Origin of the sequence: Solibacillus isronensis, from assembly GCF_023715405.1 — a bacterium.
GTDB lineage: Bacteria > Bacillota > Bacilli > Bacillales_A > Planococcaceae > Solibacillus > Solibacillus isronensis_B.
The window spans coordinates 79882-104886 of the sequence record NZ_JAMBOC010000003.1 but is presented as its reverse complement, the minus strand read 5'-3'; the positions used below and the strand labels follow the sequence as shown (position 1 = coordinate 104886).

21 protein-coding genes are annotated in these 25005 nt (G+C 40.1%); 6 read left to right on the top strand and 15 right to left on the bottom strand.

Annotated elements, in window-relative coordinates; all coding sequences use genetic code 11:
- Window positions 1-60: 60 nt before the first annotated feature.
- The 10 genes from M3166_RS14285 to M3166_RS14240 all read right to left on the bottom strand — a co-directional run bounded on the left by M3166_RS14285 (window position 61) and on the right by M3166_RS14240 (window position 11165).
- Window positions 61-2163 (bottom strand): MMPL family transporter, encoded by a 2103-nt coding sequence (locus tag M3166_RS14285; protein ID WP_251690541.1) that lies wholly within the window; start codon window positions 2161-2163, stop codon window positions 61-63.
- 145 nt (window positions 2164-2308) lie between these two features.
- On the bottom strand, window positions 2309-3787 hold the full coding sequence (locus M3166_RS14280) for a class I adenylate-forming enzyme family protein (protein ID WP_251690540.1): 1479 nt from the start codon (window positions 3785-3787) through the stop codon (window positions 2309-2311).
- A gap of 15 nt (window positions 3788-3802) precedes the next feature.
- Entirely contained in the window at window positions 3803-4534 is a 732-nt protein-coding gene (gene fabG, locus M3166_RS14275) for a 3-oxoacyl-ACP reductase FabG (protein WP_251690539.1), read from the bottom strand.
- A 16-nt stretch (window positions 4535-4550) separates the two neighbouring features.
- Window positions 4551-5450, bottom strand: coding sequence for an intracellular short-chain-length polyhydroxyalkanoate depolymerase (gene phaZ / locus M3166_RS14270; RefSeq protein WP_251690538.1), 900 nt, complete (start codon window positions 5448-5450; stop codon window positions 4551-4553).
- 1 nt (window position 5451) lies between these two features.
- Window positions 5452-6456, bottom strand: a complete 1005-nt coding sequence (locus M3166_RS14265) for a 3-oxoacyl-ACP synthase (protein ID WP_251690537.1) — start codon at window positions 6454-6456, stop codon at window positions 5452-5454.
- Window positions 6453-7478, bottom strand: coding sequence for a branched-chain amino acid ABC transporter permease (locus M3166_RS14260; RefSeq protein WP_251690536.1), 1026 nt, complete (start codon window positions 7476-7478; stop codon window positions 6453-6455). The genes M3166_RS14265 and M3166_RS14260 overlap by 4 nt, the downstream gene beginning before the upstream one ends.
- Before the next feature lie 4 nt (window positions 7479-7482).
- Window positions 7483-8346, bottom strand: a complete 864-nt coding sequence (locus M3166_RS14255) for a branched-chain amino acid ABC transporter permease (RefSeq protein WP_191701282.1) — start codon at window positions 8344-8346, stop codon at window positions 7483-7485.
- A gap of 12 nt (window positions 8347-8358) precedes the next feature.
- Window positions 8359-9066 (bottom strand): ABC transporter ATP-binding protein, encoded by a 708-nt coding sequence (locus tag M3166_RS14250; protein ID WP_251690535.1) that lies wholly within the window; start codon window positions 9064-9066, stop codon window positions 8359-8361.
- Complete coding sequence (locus tag M3166_RS14245; protein WP_251690534.1) at window positions 9059-9817, bottom strand: ABC transporter ATP-binding protein; 759 nt, start codon at window positions 9815-9817, stop codon at window positions 9059-9061. The genes M3166_RS14250 and M3166_RS14245 overlap by 8 nt, the downstream gene beginning before the upstream one ends.
- A 94-nt stretch (window positions 9818-9911) precedes the next feature.
- The gene (locus M3166_RS14240) at window positions 9912-11165 is read right to left on the bottom strand and encodes a substrate-binding domain-containing protein (RefSeq protein WP_251690533.1); all 1254 of its coding nucleotides are present in this window, start codon (window positions 11163-11165) and stop codon (window positions 9912-9914) included.
- 345 nt (window positions 11166-11510) lie between these two features.
- Between M3166_RS14240 and M3166_RS14235 the strand changes: the two genes are divergently transcribed.
- Both M3166_RS14235 and M3166_RS14230 read left to right on the top strand, forming a co-directional pair.
- Window positions 11511-11813, top strand: a complete 303-nt coding sequence (locus M3166_RS14235) for a transposase (protein WP_014822792.1) — start codon at window positions 11511-11513, stop codon at window positions 11811-11813.
- A complete protein-coding gene (locus M3166_RS14230) occupies window positions 11810-12700 on the top strand; it encodes an IS3 family transposase (protein ID WP_251687583.1) in 891 nt (296 codons plus the stop codon). Before M3166_RS14235 ends, M3166_RS14230 begins: the two co-directional genes overlap by 4 nt.
- Window positions 12701-12939: 239 nt before the next feature.
- Here M3166_RS14230 and M3166_RS14225 read toward each other — a convergent pair whose 3' ends face one another.
- The 5 genes from M3166_RS14225 to M3166_RS14205 all read right to left on the bottom strand — a co-directional run bounded on the left by M3166_RS14225 (window position 12940) and on the right by M3166_RS14205 (window position 19302).
- Window positions 12940-16071, bottom strand: coding sequence for a BTAD domain-containing putative transcriptional regulator (locus M3166_RS14225; protein ID WP_251690532.1), 3132 nt, complete (start codon window positions 16069-16071; stop codon window positions 12940-12942).
- Window positions 16072-16235: 164 nt separating this feature from the next.
- Complete coding sequence (locus M3166_RS14220) at window positions 16236-16418, bottom strand: amino acid transporter (protein WP_251690531.1); 183 nt, start codon at window positions 16416-16418, stop codon at window positions 16236-16238.
- Between the two features lie 464 nt (window positions 16419-16882).
- Window positions 16883-17560, bottom strand: a complete 678-nt coding sequence (locus M3166_RS14215; protein WP_251690530.1) for a GNAT family N-acetyltransferase — start codon at window positions 17558-17560, stop codon at window positions 16883-16885.
- Complete coding sequence (locus M3166_RS14210; RefSeq protein WP_251690529.1) at window positions 17561-18670, bottom strand: mandelate racemase/muconate lactonizing enzyme family protein; 1110 nt, start codon at window positions 18668-18670, stop codon at window positions 17561-17563.
- Window positions 18671-18690: 20 nt separating this feature from the next.
- Window positions 18691-19302 (bottom strand): flavin reductase family protein, encoded by a 612-nt coding sequence (locus tag M3166_RS14205; protein WP_251690528.1) that lies wholly within the window; start codon window positions 19300-19302, stop codon window positions 18691-18693.
- A gap of 808 nt (window positions 19303-20110) precedes the next feature.
- Here M3166_RS14205 and M3166_RS14200 point away from each other — a divergent pair.
- From M3166_RS14200 to norA, 4 genes are all read left to right on the top strand, one after another.
- Window positions 20111-21385, top strand: coding sequence for an L-lactate MFS transporter (locus tag M3166_RS14200; protein WP_251690527.1), 1275 nt, complete (start codon window positions 20111-20113; stop codon window positions 21383-21385).
- 149 nt (window positions 21386-21534) lie between these two features.
- On the top strand, window positions 21535-22719 hold the full coding sequence (locus tag M3166_RS14195) for a YbfB/YjiJ family MFS transporter (protein WP_251690526.1): 1185 nt from the start codon (window positions 21535-21537) through the stop codon (window positions 22717-22719).
- A gap of 119 nt (window positions 22720-22838) precedes the next feature.
- A complete protein-coding gene (locus M3166_RS14190; RefSeq protein WP_251690525.1) occupies window positions 22839-23672 on the top strand; it encodes a MerR family transcriptional regulator in 834 nt (277 codons plus the stop codon).
- A gap of 112 nt (window positions 23673-23784) precedes the next feature.
- Window positions 23785-24948: a multidrug efflux MFS transporter NorA gene (norA, locus tag M3166_RS14185; protein ID WP_251690524.1), complete on the top strand. Its 1164-nt coding sequence runs from the start codon at window positions 23785-23787 to the stop codon at window positions 24946-24948.
- Window positions 24949-25005: the final 57 nt, after the last annotated feature.

Below are 25005 nucleotides of genomic sequence, written 5' to 3'. Positions count from 1 at the left end.
TACTCTCATTCTATCCATAAAAAGAGACATCGAATTACTCGATGTCTCTTCATCTAACCATTACTTCTTGTCTTTTTCAAATGTTAATATCAACATCGGTAATAACATACCACGTACTAGGAATGTATCAATAAGAATACCTACTGCAACGATAAAGCCGAATACGAATAGATCGGCAATCGGCATTGTCATTAATGCCGCGAAAGTTGCTGCGAGTATTATACCTGCTGACGAAATAACGCCGCCTGTATTACGGATAGCAATTTCCAGCGCCTGTTTCACTGTTGTACGTTTGCGCTCTTCAAGGAATCGGGACACTAAAATAATATTGTAGTCGATACCCAGCGCAACCAGGAATATAAATGCATAGACAGGTACACGTGTACTGATTGCATCGTAGCCAAATAATACATCAACTAAGAATAACCCTAATCCCAATGCCGATAAATACGACACTAAAATTGTTGCCATCATGTAAATCGGCATTTTCCAAGACTTCGTAAGGACAAATAATAGTACTAGAATTAAAATTGTTTCTAAAACTACAATCTTAATAATATCATCGTTGTTTACATTACGTTCATCCAGCAGTTTAGCTGTTGTTCCCGCAAAGTGCAGCTCCCCGTCAATTCCGGCTGCTGCTAAATATTCCGCGCTGTTTTTACGCATTTCTTCAAGCTTATCGATCGCTTCCGGATCATATGGATTTAAATCAAAAGCCATTGATAATTTCAGTTTTGTTTCGTCTTCCGAAACGGCTGATGAACGAACAGACGCAATCTCATCTTCGGCTAATAAAGCTTCCGTTAAATCTTGCTTTTGCTGTTCAGTTAATGTTTGTTTACTTTCTACTAATAATGAAGTCGGTGCAAGTTCCCCTTTATCAAAGCGCGACTCGACGATTTCATAGCCGACACGTGACGGCAATTCTTCAGGGAAAGATTTTACCGTATCAAATTCATAATCTAAATTGAACACATTTAATGAAGTAATAATCATGAAAATCAGGACTAATCCGCCTGATAAATAAGGTTTGTTTACAACAAACTTGGCAATTGCTCCCCAAATTCCATGCTTTACTTCCTTTGTTTCACCGAATTTCGGTACTTTTGGCCAGAATGCTTTACGGCCAAATAAGGCAAATAACGCTGGAACTAATGTAATTGAACCTAGCATAATAACAAATACTGCTGTACCAAAGATTGGTGCGAAGTTTTGGTAGTCACGGAAGTCTGCGAAGAATAGCACAAGCATTGCCGCCAATACTGTTCCGCCCGCAAAGAATACCGGCTCGCCAGTTGCACGCATCGCATATTTCATTGCTTCATATTTGTTTTCGTAATGGTTCAATTCTTCGCGGTAACGCGAGAACACGAATAATGAGTAATCGATTACTGCAGCAAATAATAAGATACTCATAATCGATGTTGTAGAGTTATTAATTTCTAAACCAGCTGCCCCCATTAAAGCAACTGACTGATTTACTACTTGATAAACAATAACCGTTGCCAGTAATGGAATAATCGCTAAAAGCGGAGAACGGTAAATAATGATTAATAATACTAAAATAATCCCGATTGTCGCGAATAATAACTGTAAGTCTGCTTGTTCAAACAGTTTTACTGTATCGCCGGCAATCCCTGCTGGACCAGTAATATAGAACTGTGTATCTCCTGTTTTTTCAGCTGCTTCATTTCCGATTTCAGATGCAAAATCATTAATTTCCGCATATTCCGAATTTCCAAGACCTTGCTCCAGCGTCATTGGCACGATCATAGTCGTTTTATCTTCCGACGTGAATCCTGCTAAAGCTTGTGGCGGCAAGTTCGCAATGTCAACTATTTGGTCAACACCTTCAATATTTTCCGCAATTATTGCGTTTAAAATTTCTTTTACGCTGTCGACATTAATTTCCCCGTTTTCATTATGGAAAACCAATATACCTGGAGTTCCTTCATCATTCGGGAAGTATTCGCTTAATTTATTTTCAGCGATAATTGATTGTGCATCATCCGGCAGTGATTGGAAGTTTGTCACTTTATATTCACTTAGCATCGGACCGGCGCTTAAGCCAATCATCAATACTAGCCAGACAATGAGGGTAATCCAGGCACCGCGTTTTGTTGATACCCAATCTGTAATTGGATTTAAAAACTTATTCATCGATATCCTCCTTTTTAACACTTCTGCATTATAAAGGAGCTATATGAACTTCATATAAACTTTCCGGTAAATCAATTCAATACAAAAGACCAAAATGTCCAATTTCCAACATTTTGGTCTTTTAACTATCAGCGGCATACACTTTCTATTCCGTTATTAATACACAATTCATTAGCTGCTTTTTATCAATTTTACCAACGACGGTTTTCGGAAGTTCCTGCAGAAAGTAGATTTGCTTTGGTACTTTGTAATTGGCGAGATGTTCTTTACAGTACTTTAAAAGCTTCGATTGAAGTTGTTCGGAGGGATGTTCAGAAATTACAAACGCTACAACACATTCGCCCCATTTTTCATTTGGAATACCTATAACCGAAACTTCCTGCACGGCTTCATGGGCGATTAAACATTGTTCGACTTCTTGCGGATATACATTTTCTCCGCCCGTTATAATCATTTCCTTTTTCCGTCCGACAATATAATAATCGCCGTCTTCATCAAATTTCGCCAAGTCACCTGTCTTTAACCAGCCATCCTCAAATGTCTCGGTTGTGGCCTCTTCATTTTTCCAGTAGTGCGTAAAAACATGGCTGCCTTTTAAGCACAGTTCGCCAACTTCCCCCTCTGCACATCGCTGACCTTCTTTATTGATAACTTTTACTTCGTTGAACAGCATACTTTTTCCGATTGCACCCTTTTTGTTCATCGCTATTTCTGCATCGATATAAAAGTTATTCGGACCTGCTTCAGTTAACCCGTACCCTTCTTTAAAAAACAGCCCTCTTTTTTTAAAACATTCATATATAGGCTTCGGACAAGGTGCGCCTCCCGATAAAAATACCTTCACTGTCGGGAAACTGGACTGTTTAAAATACTCAGTTTCAATAATCGACTGATACATTGTCGGTACAAACAATGAAACTGTCGTGTTAAATTCATTAATGGCCCGAACTGCTCTTTCCGGATCAAATTTTTGGCCGATTACTACTGTTCCGCCTGCCATTAAAATCGGCAATGCAAGTGCATTAATTCCTCCTGTATGAAAAAGGGGCATATAATTCAGCGTGCAGTCCTTATCATTTAACCCCCAGCTAATGACGGTATTCATCGCATTCGTAGTGACAGCCTCATATGACAGGACAACACCTTTTGGTTTACCGGTCGTCCCCCCGGTGTAAATAATCATCCATGGAAGCTGAGGTTCATCACGCCACTTATATGTAGTAGGCTCAACTAATTCAGAGCTACCGCATGTTAAAAGTTTGGCTGGCGAGAGCTGCATTGCGCGTTCACAATGCGTATCATCCGTAATTAATAAAGCGGGTGTACAATCGGATAAAACCACCTGTATTTCGGATATAGATAATTTTGTATTCAACGGAACATAGATCAATTCATTTAAACGACAAGCAATTAAAATGGCAAAGCTTTCAATTGAATTTTCCATCAACGTTACGACTCGGTCTCCCTGCTGTAACTGCTGTTTGGAAAAAGTGCTGCTCCATCCATTAGCATGCTGCATCAGCTCTTTATATGTCCACGTCTCACCTGTTTCTATTTGAATTAAAGCCGTTTTATCCGGTGTTTGGCCCGCTCGTTTCGCAATCCAAAAGTCCAGCTGTTGCATTAGCCATCCCACCTTCTACATCATAATGCCGCCATCAACTTGCAGAACATGACCTGTAATATAACTCGCTTCATCCGATGCTAAAAATAAATAAGCATTTGCGATATCTTCCGGTTTCCCTAATCGCTGCAAACTTGTAATGCCCTCCATTTGCTGGAGCACTTTTTCCGGCATTTTTTCGACCATTGGCGTTGCGGTAAATCCAGGAGCAACAGCATTTACATTGATTCCTTTACGCCCAAGTTCCTTTGCCCATGTTTTTGTCATCCCGATGATGGCCGCTTTTGTTGCCGCATAGTTTGTTTGACCAAAATTACCGTATACACCACTTACCGATGAAGTACTGATAATTTTACCTGACCCTTGTGCGATCATATGAGGAGCTACTGCTTGTGTGCAGTAGTAAACACCATTTAAGTTAATTTGGATGACCTTTTCAAAATCCTCCTCACTCATTTTTACAAGCGTTGCATCACGGGTAATCCCTGCATTGTTTATTAAAATATCGATTTTGCCACAACGATCAACAACCTGTTCAATCATTTCCTTTACGTCAGCCAGTTTCGATACATCAACTGCAAAGAAAGCGACATTCTCCCCCAGCTCTGCTTCAATTTTTTCGCCTTGTTGTTTGTCATAGTCTACAATGGCTACTTTTGCGCCTTCTTCCAAAAAACGCTTTACCGCTGCAAGGCCAATACCGCCCGCACCACCTGTAATAATTGCTACTTTATTTTCTAAACGCATTTAGCCCCGACCCCTTTTAAGATAAGATAAATTCCTCGATTGCTTCTTTCGTTTCATCCAAACAATCGACTAGCGGTGAGTGTCCGCAGTTTGCCAGTTTCATAATTTGTGCACGGCCTTCAAAATCCTCGATAATTTCGGTTGTCATTGCCCCATTTACTACAAAATCACGGTCGCCGTATAAAACAAAAGTCGGAATGTGAATATCCTTCACTTGATTCATTCCCTTTGCGACTTCATTATCGACTGCACTTATATTAAATGTATTTAATGCATGGTACACATCCGCCAAATTCCGCTGTGTCAGCATGTCGTCCACATATTGTTCATACCGCGCTTCATCCGGCTGCTTCTGCGTATAAATAGCACTGTTCCATACAAACTTCAGCCCTTCGCGGTTTTTCATGTCATACATTTGTTGCATCGGGATTGTTTTGACAGGGTCCTGCTCAATTTGCTCGATTGTCGCCAAGCGCTTTGTAAGATCCGGTGTACCGTCCGCATTTGAACTATAAAATGGATAACCGCGTGTTGAACCGGAAGCAAATAATACAAGCTTTTTACTGTAGCGCGGGTAATCTGCACAAAACTGCATCGCCACATTACCGCCTGTGGACCATCCAATGACCGTAAAGTCCTTCAACTCAAGCGTATCAACGAAAAGCTTAATATCATCGCTGAAATCTTTAATCGATGTAATCCGTTTGTTGTACGTAGATTCGCCAAAGCCGCGCATATCTACCGCATAAATTGTGAATCGCTCATCCATTGATTCCATCAGTAAATCCCAATGCTTCGAACTTGTCATATTGCCATGAACTAATAGAACAAGTTCATCGCCGCCTTCCCGCTTCCGATATGATAAAGTTTCACCATTTAATAATTCCACTTTTGCTAAAACGTCCAGCCTATTCATATTAAACCCCCCACTTTACTGTAATAGCACCCCATGCGTATCCTATACCTGCACTCACTAATGAAACAATTTGCCCTTGCTGCAGTTTCCCTTCCTTACGCGCGAGGCAAAGAGATAGAATCTGATCGATTTGCCCGATATGCCCGTAATGCGATAAATAAATCGAATTTTCTTCTGAGAGACCGAGCTCTTTTAATACGTAGTCATGTGCAGACTTTTTCATATGGAGCATCGCAACATAATGTAAATTATTATCGCTATATCCACTTTTCTGCAGCGATTGGCGAATTACCTTTAAAAAATTGCTTAATGATTTCTGCTCCAAACGAAGCTTCATACCCTCAGGATCTAGAACATCCAATATATAACGACCTTCCTGAATATGGTCAACTGTTAGCGGTTCCTTTGTGCCCCCTACCGGAACAACGACATCTCCCGAAAATGAGCCGTCTGTAATAAGCGATGCTTCCAGTACTTCATGTCCGCCCGCATTTTTCTGCAAAATCATCGCACCTGCACCTGCACCTAAATTGAACATAAAGCGAGTCCGCTCATTTTCATAATCGATAAAATCATGGTTGCGGTACCCTCCAGCCAAAAGCACGGTCTTGACGGAATCATCCGCCAGCATTAAGCTTTTTGCTACTTTCATCGCCATAATTGCCGTACCGCAACGAAGCTGGACATCAAATGCCCAAGCATTCACCGCACCGATTTCTTCCTGAATTTTTATTGCAGCCGTCCATAACGGGTACTCTTTATGCTCTTCCCCGATATAAATCACGACATCAATATCTTTTGCATCCACTTGCGCTTCAGAAATGGCTTCCTTCGCCGCTTTCACACTCATTTCAACTGGATGGTCATTTGGACCAGCAACTACTTTTTCAATAATGCCCATTTTCGTCTCAACGACAGCCGTTGGAATATTTGCTTTTTCCGCAATTTGGGCACCGGTCATTCTTCCTTCAGGTAAATACATCCCTAATCCCGTTATTCCGATCATCGCTGTATCTCCTTTTCACGAAGCTTTACAGATGCCTTTGTTTTTTGGCCCTTTTTCATCTTCCACTCATGGTAACGCATTGAAATTGTACCTACGATGCCTCGCGGGAAGAATATTACAGCTAAAATGTACAGAATACCGAAGAAGATAATCCATCGTTCAAAAATAGGATAGTCTCTTGCAAGACCCGATAAATAATGCTGGGCAAACTCAATGACACCTGCCCCGATGATCGGCCCGATTAACGTTCCAACTCCTCCGATAATCGTCATCATCAATGCATCGAGTGTAATGTCCATTGTCAGAACGCTCGTATTGACAAAGCGCAACGATATCGCGTAAAGCGAACCTGCCAAACTTGCAACAGCACCCGCAATAACAGAAGCGATGATTTTATAACCTAGCGTTTTAAACCCGAGCGATCGTGTACGTTGCTCGTTTTCACGAATTGCAACAAGAACTTTCCCGAATGGTGATGCAACAATTCGTTTCAGTAAAATGAAAATCACAACTAGGCAAATGAGCACTAAAAAGTAAAAATACAGTCGCTCACGAAACAGTTCCGGTGCACGAAATGTAAACCCGTCATTCCCTTTCGTAACGGTACGCCACTTTTCCGCCAACACTAAGAACAATCCTGAAATCGCTAATGTAAACATGGCATAAAAGTGACTTTTCAACCGGAGCGTCAATGCGCCGCTTATTACACTAATAATGGCGGATAACACGATTCCGACCCCAATTGAAGCAGCGAATATACCGATTGACGGACCGAAATCACTCAGCATAATCGCTGTCGTATACGCACCAATTCCAAAAAACATCGCGTGACCGAATGAGATAATACCCGTGTAACCTAGTAAAATATCGTAACTCATCGCAAGTATTGCAAAAATACAAAACTGCGTTAATAAAATTGTCATCGTTCGAGAATCCAGTACAAACGGTAATACGGCCATGATTCCTACTACGACTGCATACACTAAATTCATTTTCGATAAAATTAATGGCTGTTTTAACATAGAATCACCCCTTCGCAACTGTGAATAAGCCTTGTGGACGGAAAATCAGGACACTTGCCATTAAAATCATATTGACCGCAACGGATAGAAACGGCACATAATACGCCATAAAGCTTCCGGCAAGCCCTACTAAAATCGCTGCCATCAATGATCCTTGGAAACTTCCCATTCCACCGATGACTACAACGATAAATCCTAAAATCGCATATTCCATTCCCATTTCCGCATACACAACCCCTGAATACGGAGCCATCAGCATTCCGCCCAACGCCGCCAATGCTGCACCGCACATAAAGACAAGTAAAAATACGCGCTTAATGTTGATACCTAATGCCTGTGTCATTTCCCGGTTCATAACACCAGCCCGAACAACCAATCCGATTTTCGTCCGGTTTAAAATGAAATACAGAACACCAAATAAAGCAAAACCTACAACGATAATAAAAATCCGGTATTTAATAATCGTTAGATCGCCAATTTGCCAGCTGCCTGCCAAGTAAGAAGGAACTTTAACAGGTACACCGTTTGGACCGAAAACGACTTTAATCATTTCCTGAAGCACGAGCATGAACCCGAGCGTAATTAAAATTTGCTGTACGTGATTTCCGTAAACCGGCTTAATAATAAGCTTTTCCGTAATAAATCCAAGAACTAGACCTGTGAGAATCGCTACAACAATTCCGACTATAAAACTGTTGCTCCATAAATAGGTGAATACCCCTGTATAGGCACCCCATACGAACAGTCCGCCATGCGCAAAGTTCAGCACATCCATTAACCCGAATATAAGCGTCAATCCGGCTGCCAGTAAGAAAATAAGCATTCCTGTCGCTAGTCCATTTATCGTTAAACTGATTATTAGTTCCATCCGTTTCCCCCCTTATCCGATCCCTAAATATTTACGCTTAAGCTGTTCGTCTTCGATTAAACCTTGCATTTCCCCTGATTGCACAGTCCGCCCGTCATCAATCAATGTAAATGTGTCGCCGATTTTACTCGCCATCATAAAGTTCTGTTCGACAAGTACAATCGATGTATGCTTTTTCATTTCATTAATAGCTTCCATTACTTTCTCGATAACAATTGGCGCAAGACCTTTGGATGGTTCATCGATTAAAAGCAGCTTGCTGTCATTGACAAAAGCCCTTGCCATCGCAAGCATTTGCTTTTGGCCACCCGATAAATTGCCGCCTTGCTTTTTCCAGAACTTTTTTAAATCCGGGAATAACTCTAAAATGTACGCCTGCTTTTGCATCGTTGCGTCCGTTTCTTTTCGGATCGCCACTTTCATGTTTTCCTCTACTGTCAGCTGTCCGAAAATGCCTTGATCTTCCGGCACATAGCCAATACCACTATTCGCAATATCATAAGGCGTCATTTTTGTAATATCTTTCCCGTCGAAATGAATTGCCCCTTTCGATGCCGGTGTTAAACCCATAATCGTTCGAAGTGTCGTCGTTTTTCCTGCGCCATTCCGCCCAAGTAAAACCGATACTTCTCCCGCTTTTGCTTCAAAGTTGATGCCTTGCAAAATATGATATTGTGAAATAAATGTCTCCACACGCTCCAGCGTTAAAATATTATTCATATGCAAGGCCTCCTAAATACGCTTGTTGTACCGTTTCATTGTTCATGATTTCCTCAGGTGACCCGTCAGCTAACAACGCACCGTTGAACAGCACCATAATCGAATCGGACAAGTCGATAATCATATCCATTTTGTGCTCGATCAATAAAATCGTTTTATCGCCGCGCTCCTTAATCGAACGAATCACATCCAATATTGCAGGTACTTCTTCCAATGACATGCCGGCAGTCGGCTCATCCAATAGTAAAATTTCAGTATCAAGTGCCAGTAACATTCCGATTTCCAGTTTTCTTTTTTCACCGTGTGAAAGCTGATTCGCCACTTGATGCATTTTGTCGGTTAATAACACTTGTTCCAAAATCTCAACCGCTTCATTCGTAATCTCTTTATATTTCAAAAAATGATTGAGCATATGGAATCGCACTTTGCGTTTCGATTGCACAGCAAGGCGTACATTTTCCAGCACCGTTAAATTCGGGAACACATTTGTAATTTGAAATGACCTTCCAATTCCTAATCGCGTCCGGTCCACCGATGACTTTTTTCGAAGCGATTGACCTTTAAAAAATACATCCCCTTCAGTCGGCTCCAGCTCGCCGCTAATTAAATTGAAGAATGTTGTTTTTCCTGCACCGTTTGGCCCAATAATGGATTTAAAATGCTTTGCTGTCATTTCAAAATTAATGCTGTCCACCGCTTTATGCTCGCCGAATTTAATCGATAAGTTGTTCGTTTTTAAAATCGGTTCCATCATCTCACCCTCTCGTTTTTCATTTACATGGTGATCCTTACAACAAAAGGCTGTCTTGAAAGTTCAACACTTTTTAGACAGCCTCACTTATTTACTAGTTTAAAATAGGAGGTTCCGTTTCTTCTGGAAGTAATTCGCGCAGTAATACTGGTACCGGATAATCAAATTCCGCTACTTTTTCAAGGCGGATTGCGTACATTGTCTGTAATGCCTGGTGGTCTTCTTCACGGAAAGTCATCGTTCCTTTAGGTGTTTCAAATGACATACCTTCCATTAATGGTATTAACGTATTTCCGTCCGCATCTCCACCTGATTGTTTCAGTGCTTCTACAATTGCAACTGCCGCTGTAAATCCGCCTGGTGTAAATAGATCTGGCACTTCACCATTGAATCGTGCCTTATGTTCCTCTACTAACCAATCATTCACTTCATTATTCGGTAGTGTATGGTGGTAAACAGAGAATCCTTCCATGCCTACTAATGGCTCCATAAATTGAAGTGCAATAATGTCCGGTGCACCAGTTGAAATTTTAATCCCTTTTTCTTGCAGTTTTAAATCCGCAATCTGGTTCCAAGGAGAGTTTGCCCCTGCCCATACTACGAATAAGAAGTCCGGTTTCGCATCAATAATTTTTTGCAAGTTTGATGTAAAGTCTGTTGCAGCCGGGTCTGCATATTCTTCTAGGACAAGTTCAGCACCTAATCCTTCAGCTGCTGCCTTAAATGCAGATACACCATCCCAACCGAATGAATAATCCGGTGCGAACGTTGCAATTTTTACACCTTCTCCAGCAATTGCCGCTGCTGCTGCGTATGCATCCTGTGAAGAGTTACGCGCCGTTCTGAAAATGTAAGGGTTAAACTCTGAACCTGTAATACTGTCCGCTACTGCTGGTTCTACAATCATAATTTTCTCGTATTCTTCTGCTAGTGGAAGTACTGCCAATGTGTCACCTGAACTTGATGAACCGACTAAAAAGTCAACCGCGTCATCCTCTAAAAGCTTCGTTGCCTTTTGAACGGCTACTTCGGGTTTCGTTTCTGTATCTTCCCAAACGATTTCGATTTTACGGCCTTCCACTTCCATCGTGCCGTCAGTCGCATATTCAAGACCTAATTCGAATCCGTTTTTCGTTTGCTTACCGTATGATTCAAGAGCTCCCGTTAACGATGCAAGTACACCGACTTTTATCGGAGTAGTTGATGCAGCTGTTTCCGTTGTTCCGCTCTCACCTTGCTCAGCTGAATTTGTAGTTGATGAATCATCGCTGTCTGTTGAATCACTGTTACATGCAACCAATAAGAAAATCGATAATACCGCAAAAATTAACCATAAACGCTTTTTCATTCAATGTCCCTCCTAGCAAAATTTTCAGCATAGCTAACTGCTTAACCGTAATGTAACATCGCGAAGTTACAAATGAGTTACATTGGATGAGTGGGACTATTGAGGAGCGCGAATTGCTGAAGATTTGTTCTAAAAAAAGCTGATTTGTTCTAATAAAAATTAATTCGTTCTAATATAATTGCGATTTCTAATATTTCTTGCGGTTGTTCTAATATCACATCTAGATATTCGAATATCAGTTCTCAATCTTTCAATATCCCACCGACTTCTGAGGTTAGTATAAAAAATGGACACGTCTTAAGAGACACTTTAAGATTAAGATATCTAAAAAAGGACGTGGAACCCATGAAAGAAAAACAAACTCGTAAGCGATTAGACGCACAAACAAAAGAATACATTTTAAAGTCTGTTTTAGAAGATGGCGCAAAAGTTTCAGATCTGGCATTTAAGTTTGAAATCGGGTCTTCAACGATCCATAAATGGATTAAAGATTATCGTGAATCGAAAAATCAGGATGTCACACGATACTTTACTTCTAGCGAAGTAGATAAGTTGCAGGCAGCGTTTGATAAGAAGTTACGCGATTTGGAAGAAGAGAATGAAATTCTAAAAAAGGCTATGCACATCTTCGCGAAAAACCCCGAGTGATTTATGCCTTCATTGAAAAGCATAAAAACGACTTTGGCATTGCGATGATGTGTAAAGTATTGATGGTTTCAAAAAGCGGGTATTATGATTGGCGTAAAAAACAGATACAGCCCTTATCGGAAAAAGAAGTACGTGATACAGAGATTGCCCGTCAGATTCATCGATCGTATGCGAGGAGTTTTGGTACATACGGTAGCCCTCGAATTGCGCAAGACTTAGCGAGTTTAGGTTATGTCTGTTCGCAAAAGAAAATTGCGAATATGATGCGAAACCTTGGGTTAAGTGCCATAATCCCGAAAACTGTTCAACGAACAACGGATTCCAATCACCATCAATTTATTTATCCGAATCTAGTCAAACGTCAATTTCAAGTAAAAGAGAAAAATAAAGTATGGGTCGCAGATATAACTTATATCCGAACACTGGAGGGGTGGGTGTATCTTGCGTCAATCATGGATTTATATTCTCGTAAAATCGTCGGCTGGGCCATCGCAGATCATATGGAAGAAACATTAGTAGATCAAGCCTTGAAGCATGCTTTAGCAGTTCGAAAACCCGAGAAGGGATTAGTTCATCATTCAGATCGAGGCGCACAATATTGTGCCACAAGCTATACAAGAACTTTAAAAGAACATGGAATTAAAATTAGCATGAGTCGTAAAGGAGATCCCTATGACAATGCGTGTATCGAATCCTTCCACGCCACAATCAAAAAAGAATGGATCTATCGTAACCGTTTCGAATCCAAAAAAGAAGCAAGAAAGAGCGTGGAGTCATATATCGTAAACTTTTACAATGAACGACGACGTCATTCAACAATCGGTTATTTATCACCAAACCAATTTGAGAGAAATCAACAGGAGTCTGTTTGTCAAAATGCCTCATAAAGTTCTCTTACAGGGTTTTCATCCCTCCATGCCCAGACCTGGGCACTGAGGGATGAAAAGCAGAGCAACCGAAGGGCGGTAGCAAAAAAAGTCTCTTAACGTTTGTCCGAAATATTGACGGAAGACCACTTCTTCTAATAACCCGCTCCATTTTTCTAATAAACAGCGTTGATCCTCCTGGACCCAAATAAAAAAGCTATGTTGAATGGCATCCTCAACATAGCTCTCAATTTATTTATTTACATTTTCAACACAAGCTCATAGAGTCGTTCGGTCGGTTCCATTGGTGTGATTTTATATTGGTCGTCCAGTACATCTACACAGCGCTCATAATATTTGATTGCTTCCCGGCGGTTCCCTAAATAGTAATGGGCAAGCATGAGCAACCGGTAGCCCTCTTCATGACCGTCATCAAGAGCAATAATTCGGTCTGCCCACCGAATCACCTTTTCGAACTGCTGCAGGCGAACGTAATTTTGGGCGACACGCTCTAAAATGAGCAGTATTTGTTCATTATATTGTGCCTGAATAGGTTCCAGCCATTCCCGTTCCATGTCAGAACAGAACGGGCCATCCACAAGCCGCATCGCCAGCTTCAGCCATTCATTTGAAAGCTTGGCGGTCTTTTCTTCCAATCCGCGATGCACATAATACATAAAGTGGGCAACGTCACTATGAATCCAGCGTTCTTCCAATTTATATAAATGCTGATGGCGTTTAATAAAATTGCTTTCCTCACGTGCTGATCTTGTCGGCTCCAACGTTTTTAACATCGCATTAAAAACAACTTTAAAATCACGTTGCATCGCTTCTTCATCCTGCTGCCAGATCGCATCGCAAATTTGCTGGCGTGATACAAACTGCTCGCGGTGAATATATAAATACAAAAACAGTTCCTTCGCCTTCAAACGCTTCCACTCTTTATCCTGAATCATTTCATTCTCACGGAAAATTTGCACAGGACCAAATAACGTCAATGATAGCTCCGTACTTGGCGCTGCATTTAAATTTAACTGACTAAATACGAGCGAATCCTGCTGCAGCTCTTTTGCGAGTTGGATAAATACGATTAAATAGCGCGGTCCGAAAAGGGTTTTCTTCTCCATGAAAAACGGATAGTCATTCACACATAAATCCCAAAAGCGACGATGATATGTTAATGCATGTTCTTGATCATTTAATTTGGCAAAACAATACGCCAGCCAAAAGAAACATATCATCTGACCGTACGTATCTTCACTGCGTTCATAATAGGATAATGCCTGTTTTGCCGTATCAATCGCTTCTTCAAAAAGGCTGTTTTCTGCCAACACTTTCGTCAATGCCGTCAACAGCAGTGCCGACATCCAGAAATCCTGCACTTTATTTGTTTCCCTCAATCCGATTTGTGCATGGCGTTTCGCCTCCAACACATTATCGCGGTGGTACAAAATAAGTCCCATGTAACACTCGGCAGTAATACGTTTTACATGAATGAGATTGAGGAGCTCAAGCGTCTCATCAAAACAGCCTTTCGCACGTTCAAAATCTTTCATCTCCATATTTAACAGCGCCAGTCCTTTACGCAACTTTGTCAGCGCAAGTGTATATGGCATATCAACGAGCGCTTCTTTTCCGCCTTCTATTATTCGGCTATAGGCTTGCGTATTTTCACCCATTAATACATCGATCAAAACGAGCAGTAAATCGGTCGTTCGGTGTGCTTCTTCCCACTGGAACGGCTTTGACACACGCGCATTCAGCAACTCTTTCGCTTTATTCAGCTGACCGTGGCGCAAATAAAGACGCGCATCGATATTATTAATGCTTAGCTGCAGGTTTTGCGACTGGCTCCAGCGCAGCGCCTCCCCCGCTTTCCCTAAATTAATCAGATTTTCGGTATACAAACTATTAATAAGATGGCGTTCTGTATCATTCACATCTACTTCGTTCAATAAGCTGATTGCCTGCTGCAGATGATGTTCCGCAAAAACCGGCTGAAGAGTATCCAAATAAATATTGGCCAGCCCAAACTGCGAGCGCATTAAAAACAACCGGTCCTGCTGCAGCTGCGCTTTTATAAAGCATTCATTGTACGCATTTTTTGCCCGTTCATATTGCGCACGGTAACGCTGGCATTCCCCTTCATAATAAAGAAGCTGATAAGGTTTTTCTTCAATCGCAAAATCTTTCAGCCGTTCCAGTAAAAATTCAAACTGCCCTGCTTCAATAAACTGTGGTGCAAATTGCATCAGTAACTCGATATAGTACCGGTTATTTTTCAGCTGGGTTGCATGGGTAACAGCTAATACACCTAAATTATGATTGGCATAATACCGGGCTGCCTGTTTATGGAATTCTTCATGCAGATCCGGATAGTATTCGCTCAGCCTTTGCTGCAAAAACTGTTGGAACAGTGCATGGAACCGGTATTTTGTTCCTCCTGCCAATGGTGTTATAAACGCAAGATCATCCAACTTCGGCTTCACTTGCTGGATCCATTCCACCCCGTACAATTCCGTAATGACATCAAGGGAAATCACTTGATGAATGCCAAGCTTTAAAAGCTGAAGCTGCAGTTGTTCGTCCAGCCTATCGAATACTTCCGCGGAAAGGTAGGCAAAAAAATTCCCGACCGAACCTTCCGCGATATCGATGAGCTGTTCCTGACTATATTTCGCTTTATAGCCAAGCAGCATGATCGCCATCGCCCAGCCTTCAGTCATTTGCATAATAAATTCGCTTTGTTCGTCCGTTATTTGCCGGTCAAAAAAAGCTTCAAATAAATATTGAACATCTTCTTCCGCAAAAGTAAATTCCGGCTCTAAACACTCGATCAGCTGATTATTCATACGAAGCGTCAACAAACAGCTCCATTCAGGCATTTTCCTCGTCGAGACAATGATATGGAGGTTGGCAGGTAAAAATTGAAGCAGCTGATTCATAATGTAATTGATCGGAAATACGTGCGACACATGGTGATAATCGTCCAGTACAATTAAAAAAGGATCTTTTATATAGTGCAGCTCATTGGCGATTTGTTTTGAAAGCTGCAGTAACTCTTCCATATTATGAAACTTTAACGTCTCATCCCAACCTTTTAATTTTTCGCCGAACGATGGGAAATGCTGCTGAATACTATAGATGAAATGACGTAAAAACGGAAATATTGAGTCATCATCCGGCGTAATCTGATACCAGGAGGATTTTGTTTTTTGATCGTTTAAAAATTGACTAATAAGCGATGTTTTCCCGTAACCTGCACTACTATGTAAAATGGTACACTTTGCATGCGGCCAATCCGAAAGCTTTTTCATTAACTTTGCTCTTCTTAAATAGTTATTGACTGGTGTCGGAGGTATAAGTTTCGAGACAAAAATATGTTGCTCCATGCTTCCCACCCCATCTGTAATTAATTACAAACATATTATCATAAAGCAGAAAATTATTCTTTAAAATACAGAATTTATATAAAACGCGACTAATATATAGTATATTAATCTTTCATGTTGAATATTATAACTATTTAAGAAAAGAAAAAATTCTCTATGTTACACTAGAGAATTTTGTCCAACAGCATTAATAGAATTATTAAAGTAGTAGCGATTGCCATGAAACCGAAGAAAAAATAGCCAATTAATCGAATCGGCTTGGGCATTTGCTTCATCTTATAGGAAGTTGGGGTACCGACATGCTTTTGATAGTGCTCATCGGAATCGTTGAACGGTTTTTTCTCCATCAAATCACCCTCTCTTTTTTAATATGTACTATTCTTCAGTACAGAAAGTTTCAAAGAAAGCTAAGAAATTTAAAACTTCGTTGTCAGCCAATTATGTATGAAAACCTGTATGAAAACTAATTATATAAATAGTCATTTTATAGAAATGAAAGCGAAACCATTGCCTGTAAATATAGATTTCATGGCGTTCTTTGCCACTTTTCTAAGTTGATGTACTTTAAAAAAGTACTTTACTTAATTTTCTGAATATTTTATAATTATAAAAAGGAGTTGATACACATGCCAAACTATACTTACATTGCATCTGACGAAAATGACGTATCTTACCTATACGAAGATAACAGTGATTGTTACGATCTGGATTGCTTTGACGACAATGATATTTAAAGGAGTATTCATACGACATGGACGGAATTAAATCGATAAAGGATGTGGCGAATAACTGATTATCGCCACATCCTTTATTATTTTACATATTGAATAAACCAGTCTGCCCCATCCGCTCTCATCGATATACCAATGAAGCCTGATTTTAGAAGTTGCTGCTGTGCCTCCGTATTATCCATTGGGACAAATTGCTCTTCAGTCCACTCATACGCCTTATAAGGAAGTGATTTCTTAAATACATAGCGCAGTTTCCCGCCATACTTCAGCTTTAATGCTGCAATATGCATATGTTGTGAAAACTTGTCCTTTAAACTTGCGATATTGCCCGGCATGACCGTCGCACAAACGGTATTAAATTTCGATTCATCCACTTGCTGCATAATGATGTCTGCCATCGTACGCTGCAAACGATAACCACGATAACCCGGATGAACATTGGAAATTTCCTGATACAGTACTTTCCGCAATTCATCCTCTGTTTTCAAGCCAATATCATAGCCTAAATGTTCTTCATCAATCATTGGTTCCAGCAATGCTCGAAAGGCAATTAATTTTCCTTCAATGAAGACCCCAATCATCAGTCCGTTCCCGCTTAAAATAAAGCTCAGCTCTTCATTATCGAGCGGCTGTAATATAGCTTTGTCCGGCAGTGCATCGACTACTTCCTGCTGCAAAGTGATTAATTCCGGGATACGTGTTTCATCCAATAAATACACTTCATATCGTTCATTCCCTAAAAATCCTGACGCAATCATTTACTGCACCACACAATGGTCACGTGTTAATTCCGCTAAAACCGCTTCGTCCACATCGACACCTAAACCTGCACGTTCATTCAACTGAATATACGGGACATTATATTGAAGGTTTCCGATATCTTTTGAGAATTTTAACGGTCCTGTTAATTCCACACTCGTAAATACTTTGTTCGAAAAGGCAACATGGAAACCTGCCGCCGAACCGACCGAAGACTCGACCATTGAACCGATTTGGCATTCAATCCCTGCCATTTCCGCCATATGTGCTAGCTTCATTGCAGGATACATTCCCCCGCATTTCATCAATTTAATATTTACCTTGTCTGCTGCACGCTTTGCAATAATTTCGCGCATTTCACGCACACCGCGTAAACCTTCATCAATCATGACAGGAATCGATGTTTTCGATTTAATTTCAACCATGCCATCAATATCATCCGCACGTACCGGTTGTTCCAGCCAGTCGATATTCAATTGTTCAAGCTCGCGAACTGCTTGCATCGTTGTTGAACTGTTTACCCAGCCTTGGTTGACATCAACACGAATCGCAATTTCATTCCCGACACGTTCACGTACTGCTTTAATGCGGGCAACATCACTCGCTACATCGCGTCCGACTTTCATTTTGAATGAGTTGTATCCCATTTCTACACGTTCTGCAGCTTCATTTGCCATCTTTTCAGGTGTTCCGATGCTTAACACATGTGTAATCGGGAACTTCTCATAATAACGCCCGCCTGTTAACTGATAGGCAGGTACTCCAAGTTTTTTCCCTGCCAGATCAAAGCATGCGATATCAATTGCCGCTTTGGCAGCTGGCGCACTATAGATGAGCGCGTCCATTTTGGCATGGATCTTTTCAAAATTCATCGGGTTTTCCCCGATCATCGCCGGTGCCAATGTATGTTTCAATACAGCATAAGTGCCTTCCAATGTTTCACCTGTCACATGTTCATCCGGAACTGCCTCACCCCAGCCGACTAAACCGCATTGTGATGTCATCTTTACAATAATGGACGGCATGTTCGGATATGTTCCGTAGCTTACGATAAACGGTTCAATTAATGGTAATTCAATATTAAATAATTCAATTGTTTTGATTTGCATTCTTCGTTGTTCTCCTTTTATTAAAGCGGGCGTTTAATTGTGAATTGCTCACCGATTTTTGCATAGTCATTTCCAGCAAGACGACTGATTGCGCCAAGTCCTACCGGATCAATTCGGCCTTCTTCATACAGAGTTTCTTCTATATGATAGTACACGACTTTTCCGATGATCAGGTCGCAGCCTGCAGTTTCATCATCGCCGCCAAGTTCCAGTGCTTTTTCAAGGACACATTCCAGTCGGACTTTCGCTTCCTTTACACCCGGAACATCGATTTTTTCACTCTTTACTAATGACAGACCTGCAACTGCTATCTCACTTTCATCCGGTGGTAAGTTTGCAGCTGTTTTATTTACTTGTTCTACATTTTCAGTATCAACAATATGGACAACAAATTGCTCTTTTGCAAGAATATTTCTTGCAGTATCTTTTGGCTCCCCTTTTTTCCGTTGGATACTTACCGAAATCATCGGAGGATTTGAAGAAACGATATTGAAAAAACTAAATGGCGCCGCGTTCACAACCCCATCTTCAGATATCGATGTAACAAAGGCAATTGGTCTTGGAATGATGGAACCTATCAGAAATTTATAATTTTCACGTTCTGATATTTGTTTTGGATCAATTTTCTTCATAAAAACTCGCCTCTTTTCTTATCACTAATTTGACTTTAGAGAACTGATTGCAACACGTCAAATAGTTTTTCTGCATTTTAATTTAGGACAAATACTTTTATACATATTTAATTCGTTCCATATTTTGTGTGATTTAAAGGCTGTTTTAATAGGCTTTTTCAAGGTTATTGAAACAAAATCCCTCTACCTCCTCCTAGATATTTTTCTTTTTCAATCAAAATTCTTCAGCGAAACTTCAAATATTTCCTATTCAACTAACTGTTATAAACAGTTTCGCCATTCTATAAGGAAAGTATAAAAACAGGGCTATTTAGATTATAAACTTTAGCAAAAACGTTGATTTAGCAGTGCATAAAGCTATTTATGAGGTTTTTTATGTGTATTAGTAACTGTTATATTATGAGTTCAAAAGTATTTTCCAATAATCCGTTTCGAACATTTAAGAGAAATTACTTGCACAACTAAGTATTTTTAGTTATTTAAATAGAATTTATTACAGTTTACAATATTATCCCACCCTTAACATATTGCTATATTAAACTAATACTTCACCACCGGCAAAACCTTGATTTATCAACGTTAAAGCGCATTTTTACCATCAAAAAATAATTGCCTTAAGTACAATTTTATTACCCAAAAGAGAAATATATGTTTTTTCGAGATAATATATTTTGTGAAATTCTACTTGCACAACATAATAAGTTAATGTTAAGTTAATGTACATGGACGTTCATACTTTAGACATAACTACTTCAAGTAGAGAAATGTCGTATAACTGATATTTATTTTCGTGTGAGGGGGAAATTTTTTGAAAAAGAATCGTTGGTTAATTGCTGCATCAGCAATCGCTATTCACCTTTCAATCGGTGGAGCTTATGCATATAGCGTGTATAAAAATCCAATTGCTGAAGAGCTTGGGTGGGATGCATCGCAAATTACAATCGCGTTTACAATTATGATGGGGTTAGCAGGTTTTGCTGCCGCACTATTTGGTAGTACAGTAGAGAAATTAGGACCGAGAAAAGCAGCGATGGTTGCCGCAGTACTCTTTGGTTTAGGTCAAGGTGGCGCAGGGATCGCAATCGCTATGGATTCGGTTGTTTTATATTGGTTGACTTACGGACTGTTAAGTGGACTTGGGATGGGTATTGGTTATATCGCTCCAGTATCTACACTTGTTAAATGGTTCCCTAATCGTCGAGGTCTGGCGACAGGTATGGCAGTATTAGGATTCGGGTCTGGTGCATTAATTACCGCACCGGTAGCTGTAAACTTAATGGAGTCTTTCGGTATTTCAAACACTTACTTTATTTTAGGTATTAGCTATTTTGTATTAATGATGATTGGTGCACTTTATATCGCTCCGCCTAAACCGGGCGAAGTAGAAGAAGCAATTGCATCAGGAAAAGCAAAAACAACTGAAATTGCACAAATGTCTGCACGTGAAGCTGTACGTACAAAGCAGTTCTGGATGCTTTGGGCAATGCATTTAATTAATGTTACATCTGGTTTAATGTTAATTTCTGTTGCTTCTCCAATGGCACAGGAAATTGCAGGTTTATCTGTAGCTGCAGCTGCAGCAATGGTTGGATTAATGGGCTTATTTAATGGTGGCGGTCGCTTACTTTGGGCAGCTGGATCAGATTATATCGGGCGTTCTAACGTATTCGTTATTTTCTTCACGATTCAATTAATTGCCTTTATTACACTACCATTCACTACAAACGCCATTCTATTACAATTGTTCATATTCTTAGTAGTTAGTTGTTATGGCGGTGGTTTCTCGAATTTACCAGCGTTTGCAAGTGATTTATTCGGTACGAAACAACTTGGTGTTATTCACGGATATTTATTAACAACTTGGTCACTTGGTGGGATTTTCGGTCCACTAATCGCATCAACTGTTTATGAAGCTGCAAATAGCTATGTACCATTGTTTTACTTATTCAGTTTCTTAATTGCAATTTCATTAGGAATTTCTTTATTAATGCGCTCGAATGTCAACAAAATGAAAAAACAACGCGCAAAAGAAGAAGCAAGTACAAAACACAAAGGGAAACAGGGAGAACCTGTTCATTCATAAGGGGATTATATAGAGATGAAACGAAGGTATCCAACTTTCGCTTCATCTCTTTTCTTTTTTCTCTTAGTTTTGCGGGTATTTTCTCTATTACTCTTGAATTTAAGAGTGTTACAATTACTGTAAGGGTTGTTTTTCCAGGGGGGATGTTCATGAACCGTCAACATTTCAGTGTTATTTTAGGGGGCATTTTATTTTTAGCTGTTGCAATGGGGATTAGCCGATTTGCTTTCACACCGATTTTACCGTTCATGCGTGTAGATGAAAACTTATCGTTTGCACAAGGCGGTTGGCTCGCATCAAGCAATTATATCGGATATTTCATCGGAGCTTTAGGTGCCGGCTTTGTTTACAAGTCAAAAAAGAACTTCCTATTAATTAATGTATTTCTGAATGTGTTCTCAATCATTTTAATGGGATTGGTTGAATCTTATTTAATTTGGATAGTGTTACGTTTTATCGCCGGCTTAACGAGTGGCTTCATATTTGTTCTTACATCAAGCATCGTGATGGATTATTTAGCAGCAAATTTATTAACCCGCTGGAGCGGCTATTTGTTTAGCGGAGTCGGATTGGGTATCGCGTTATCAGGACTTTTCGTACCATTTTTTGAAGCGAGCTTTAATTGGCAAGGATCCTGGCTTGGTCTTGGCGCATTATCTGTCCTATTTTTAGCAACGACAATCTTTTTATGGCGACAATTAAGAGTTGCGAATCATATAAAGGAACCAAAGTCTGCGGACAACAATATTTGGCGCGGGTTTATGCCATGGCTGATTATTGCATACGGCTTGGAAGGACTAGGCTATATTATTACAGGTACTTTTTTAGTCGACATTATTTATAATATTGAATCATTGCGTGCCTATGCCGGATATAGTTGGGTACTTGCTGGGCTGGCTGCTATTCCGTCAGCACCGATCTGGATGAAGTGCATGTCTCGTTTTTCACCTGTTTCGATGATGACTACCGCCTATTCCTTGCAGATTATCGGCATTCTGCTTCCTGTTTTATCACAATCGGCATGGAGCGTACTATTGTCGGCGATGTCATTTGGTTTTACGTTTGTCGGACTCGTAACGATGTCGACTGCCTATTCCAGACAACTGTTTCCAAAGCAAAGCAACTATGTCGTATCAATACTGACTACGTTCTATGCTATTGGACAAATTATCGGACCGGTCATTGCATCTCGTCTGGAAACTCATTTCCGTACGTTTAAAGCCCCCCTGCTGTTTGCAGGAGGTACCGTTACACTCGCGCTTGTACTGTTACTCGTCGGGTATTTCTACAGCAGGAAAAGCCCTGTTCATCTAGCTGCGGATATAAAATATTGAACCTCAATCACATCTCATGAAATTATGGAGATGTGATTTTTTCGGTTTTCCAAAATAATTTACCCCTATCCCCCATTAATGTTAAGATACCGATAACATTGTACTTCGGAGGACATCCTATGGAAGAAAAACATTATTCAATCGGTGAAGTTTCCAAACTGACGAATATCTCTATTCAAACATTACGCTACTACGATCAGATCGGCTTATTCAAACCTTCCTATGTCGATCCTAAAACAAATTACCGCTACTACAAAGACTCACAATTTTATCATTTGGATATTATTAAATCATTGAAATATATCGGTGTCTCATTGGAGGAAATTAAAGCGGCGCAACAGTTTACCCCTGCCGAACTTCTCTCCTTTTTGCAACAGCAGGAAAGTGTCATTGAACAGCAAATGAACCGTATGTACGAAATTCAGCAGTCCTTATATAAAACGAAAAGGCAGATGGAAGAACAGCTGGCGATCGATGTAATGGATACAGTCTATTTCAAAAATGAAGAATCCGTCCGTATTTTATCGATTAAAACAAATGAACTGACGCCGTACTATATTCCAAATACGTACTACAGTTCCTTAATTAAAACATTGGAAGTTGAAAACAGCTTGCTGAGCAATCGTTATGGATGTATTTTTCCTTACGAGCAATACGACAGTCTGGATGAGCTGCATTACAGCCATGTTTTCACACCGCTGATTACAGATAGGTATATTACCCATTTAACAACAGATATGGACGTGAAAACGATACCTGCAGGACGCTACGTATGCATTGCGTTTATTTTTGAAAGGGACACTTATTTAACCCAATACCAAAAACTTTATCATTATATAAAAGAGCAGCATATACAGGTTGTTCCGGTTGTCTATGAAATCTTCATGCCTCTTAACTATTCTCCAAACGAAGAAGATCAATTCATCGTGGAATTAAAGATTAAGCTGCTTTAACTAATTTTTACAACTATTTAAAACAGTTCTATTGACTCTATAGCTACTGTAGGGTTTATGTTAGAAAGTGCGGATTAACGATTTTTTTACAACTTAATAAGGAGCAATAACAATGAAAGACTATAAAATAACATTAGGGTTACTATTATTAAACCTGTTCATCGCCTTTCTAGGAATCGGTTTGGTTATCCCGGTACTCCCTACTCTAATGAATGAACTGCAATTAAGCGGCCAAGTTATCGGCTATTTAACAGCAGCATTCGCGATTGCACAACTGATTGTTTCACCTCTCGCTGGTAAAGCGGTTGATAAATATGGACGTAAAATTATGATCGTCCTCGGATTATTTATTTTCGGTATTTCGGAATTTCTATTCGGTTTAGGAAAAACGATAGAAGTTCTTTTCATTTCCCGTGTTCTAGGCGGAATCAGTGCAGCGTTTATTATGCCTGCTGTTACGGCTTTTATTGCGGACATTACAACAATGGAAACACGATCAAAAGCACTTGGCTACATGAGTGCGGCAATTAGTACAGGTTTCATTATCGGACCGGGCATCGGCGGATTTTTAGCTGATTTCGGTACACGTGTGCCTTTCTATTTTGCAGGGGCGCTCGGTACAACGGCAGCAATTTTATCGATTATTTTACTGCGTGAACCGGAACGCAATACGGAACATGCGGAAAATGCACCGGCACAAACATCCGGATTTAAACGCATTTTAGAACCGATGTACTTGATTGCATTTATTTTAATTTTTGTCGCATCATTCGGACTCGCGGCATTCGAATCGTTCTTCAGTCTGTTTGTCGATCATAAATTCGGGTTTACCCCTGTGGATATCGCAATCATTATTACAGGCGGCGCGATTTTCGGAGCAGTTGCGCAAGTAGTACTGTTTGACCGGCTTGCACAAAAATGGGGAGAAATTAAACTCATTCGCTACAGCTTAATTTTATCGGGGGTTCTTGTATTTTTAATGACTGTTGTCAGCTCATATTTTGCTATTTTACTTGTAACATGTATCGTCTTTATCGGCTTCGACTTATTCCGTCCTGCCGTTACGAGCTATTTATCAAAAATTGCCGGCAATGAGCAAGGTTTCGTCGGAGGAATGAATTCGATGTTTACAAGTTTGGCGAATATATTCGGGCCGATTTTAGGCGGGATGTTATTCGATATTGATGTTAACTACCCATATTACTTTGCAACGGTTGTCATCTTCTTCGGTATTCTGTTAACATTAATTTGGAAGAAACCTGCATCGTATATGTAATTTTTTCTGTCTTTCGCAATAGATTTATCTGTTTTACAAGTAAATTTGCTTAAGGAG

What these genes read in the sequence shown, in the direction of transcription:
- M3166_RS14285 (WP_251690541.1), bottom strand. Translation starts at nt 2,163, where the DNA reads ATGAATAAGTTTTTAAATCCAATTACAGATTGGGTATCAACAAAACGC.
- M3166_RS14280 (WP_251690540.1), bottom strand. Translation starts at nt 3,787, where the DNA reads ATGCAACAGCTGGACTTTTGGATTGCGAAACGAGCGGGCCAAACACCG.
- fabG (WP_251690539.1), bottom strand. Translation starts at nt 4,534, where the DNA reads ATGCGTTTAGAAAATAAAGTAGCAATTATTACAGGTGGTGCGGGCGGT.
- phaZ (WP_251690538.1), bottom strand. Translation starts at nt 5,450, where the DNA reads ATGAATAGGCTGGACGTTTTAGCAAAAGTGGAATTATTAAATGGTGAA.
- M3166_RS14265 (WP_251690537.1), bottom strand. Translation starts at nt 6,456, where the DNA reads ATGATCGGAATAACGGGATTAGGGATGTATTTACCTGAAGGAAGAATG.
- M3166_RS14260 (WP_251690536.1), bottom strand. Translation starts at nt 7,478, where the DNA reads ATGTTAAAACAGCCATTAATTTTATCGAAAATGAATTTAGTGTATGCA.
- M3166_RS14255 (WP_191701282.1), bottom strand. Translation starts at nt 8,346, where the DNA reads ATGGAACTAATAATCAGTTTAACGATAAATGGACTAGCGACAGGAATG.
- M3166_RS14250 (WP_251690535.1), bottom strand. Translation starts at nt 9,066, where the DNA reads ATGAATAATATTTTAACGCTGGAGCGTGTGGAGACATTTATTTCACAA.
- M3166_RS14245 (WP_251690534.1), bottom strand. Translation starts at nt 9,817, where the DNA reads ATGGAACCGATTTTAAAAACGAACAACTTATCGATTAAATTCGGCGAG.
- M3166_RS14240 (WP_251690533.1), bottom strand. Translation starts at nt 11,165, where the DNA reads ATGAAAAAGCGTTTATGGTTAATTTTTGCGGTATTATCGATTTTCTTA.
- M3166_RS14235 (WP_014822792.1), top strand. Translation starts at nt 11,511, where the DNA reads ATGAAAGAAAAACAAACTCGTAAGCGATTAGACGCACAAACAAAAGAA.
- M3166_RS14225 (WP_251690532.1), bottom strand. Translation starts at nt 16,071, where the DNA reads ATGGAGCAACATATTTTTGTCTCGAAACTTATACCTCCGACACCAGTC.
- M3166_RS14220 (WP_251690531.1), bottom strand. Translation starts at nt 16,418, where the DNA reads ATGGAGAAAAAACCGTTCAACGATTCCGATGAGCACTATCAAAAGCAT.
- M3166_RS14215 (WP_251690530.1), bottom strand. Translation starts at nt 17,560, where the DNA reads ATGATTGCGTCAGGATTTTTAGGGAATGAACGATATGAAGTGTATTTA.
- M3166_RS14210 (WP_251690529.1), bottom strand. Translation starts at nt 18,670, where the DNA reads ATGCAAATCAAAACAATTGAATTATTTAATATTGAATTACCATTAATT.
- M3166_RS14205 (WP_251690528.1), bottom strand. Translation starts at nt 19,302, where the DNA reads ATGAAGAAAATTGATCCAAAACAAATATCAGAACGTGAAAATTATAAA.
- M3166_RS14195 (WP_251690526.1), top strand. Translation starts at nt 21,535, where the DNA reads ATGAACCGTCAACATTTCAGTGTTATTTTAGGGGGCATTTTATTTTTA.
- M3166_RS14190 (WP_251690525.1), top strand. Translation starts at nt 22,839, where the DNA reads ATGGAAGAAAAACATTATTCAATCGGTGAAGTTTCCAAACTGACGAAT.
- norA (WP_251690524.1), top strand. Translation starts at nt 23,785, where the DNA reads ATGAAAGACTATAAAATAACATTAGGGTTACTATTATTAAACCTGTTC.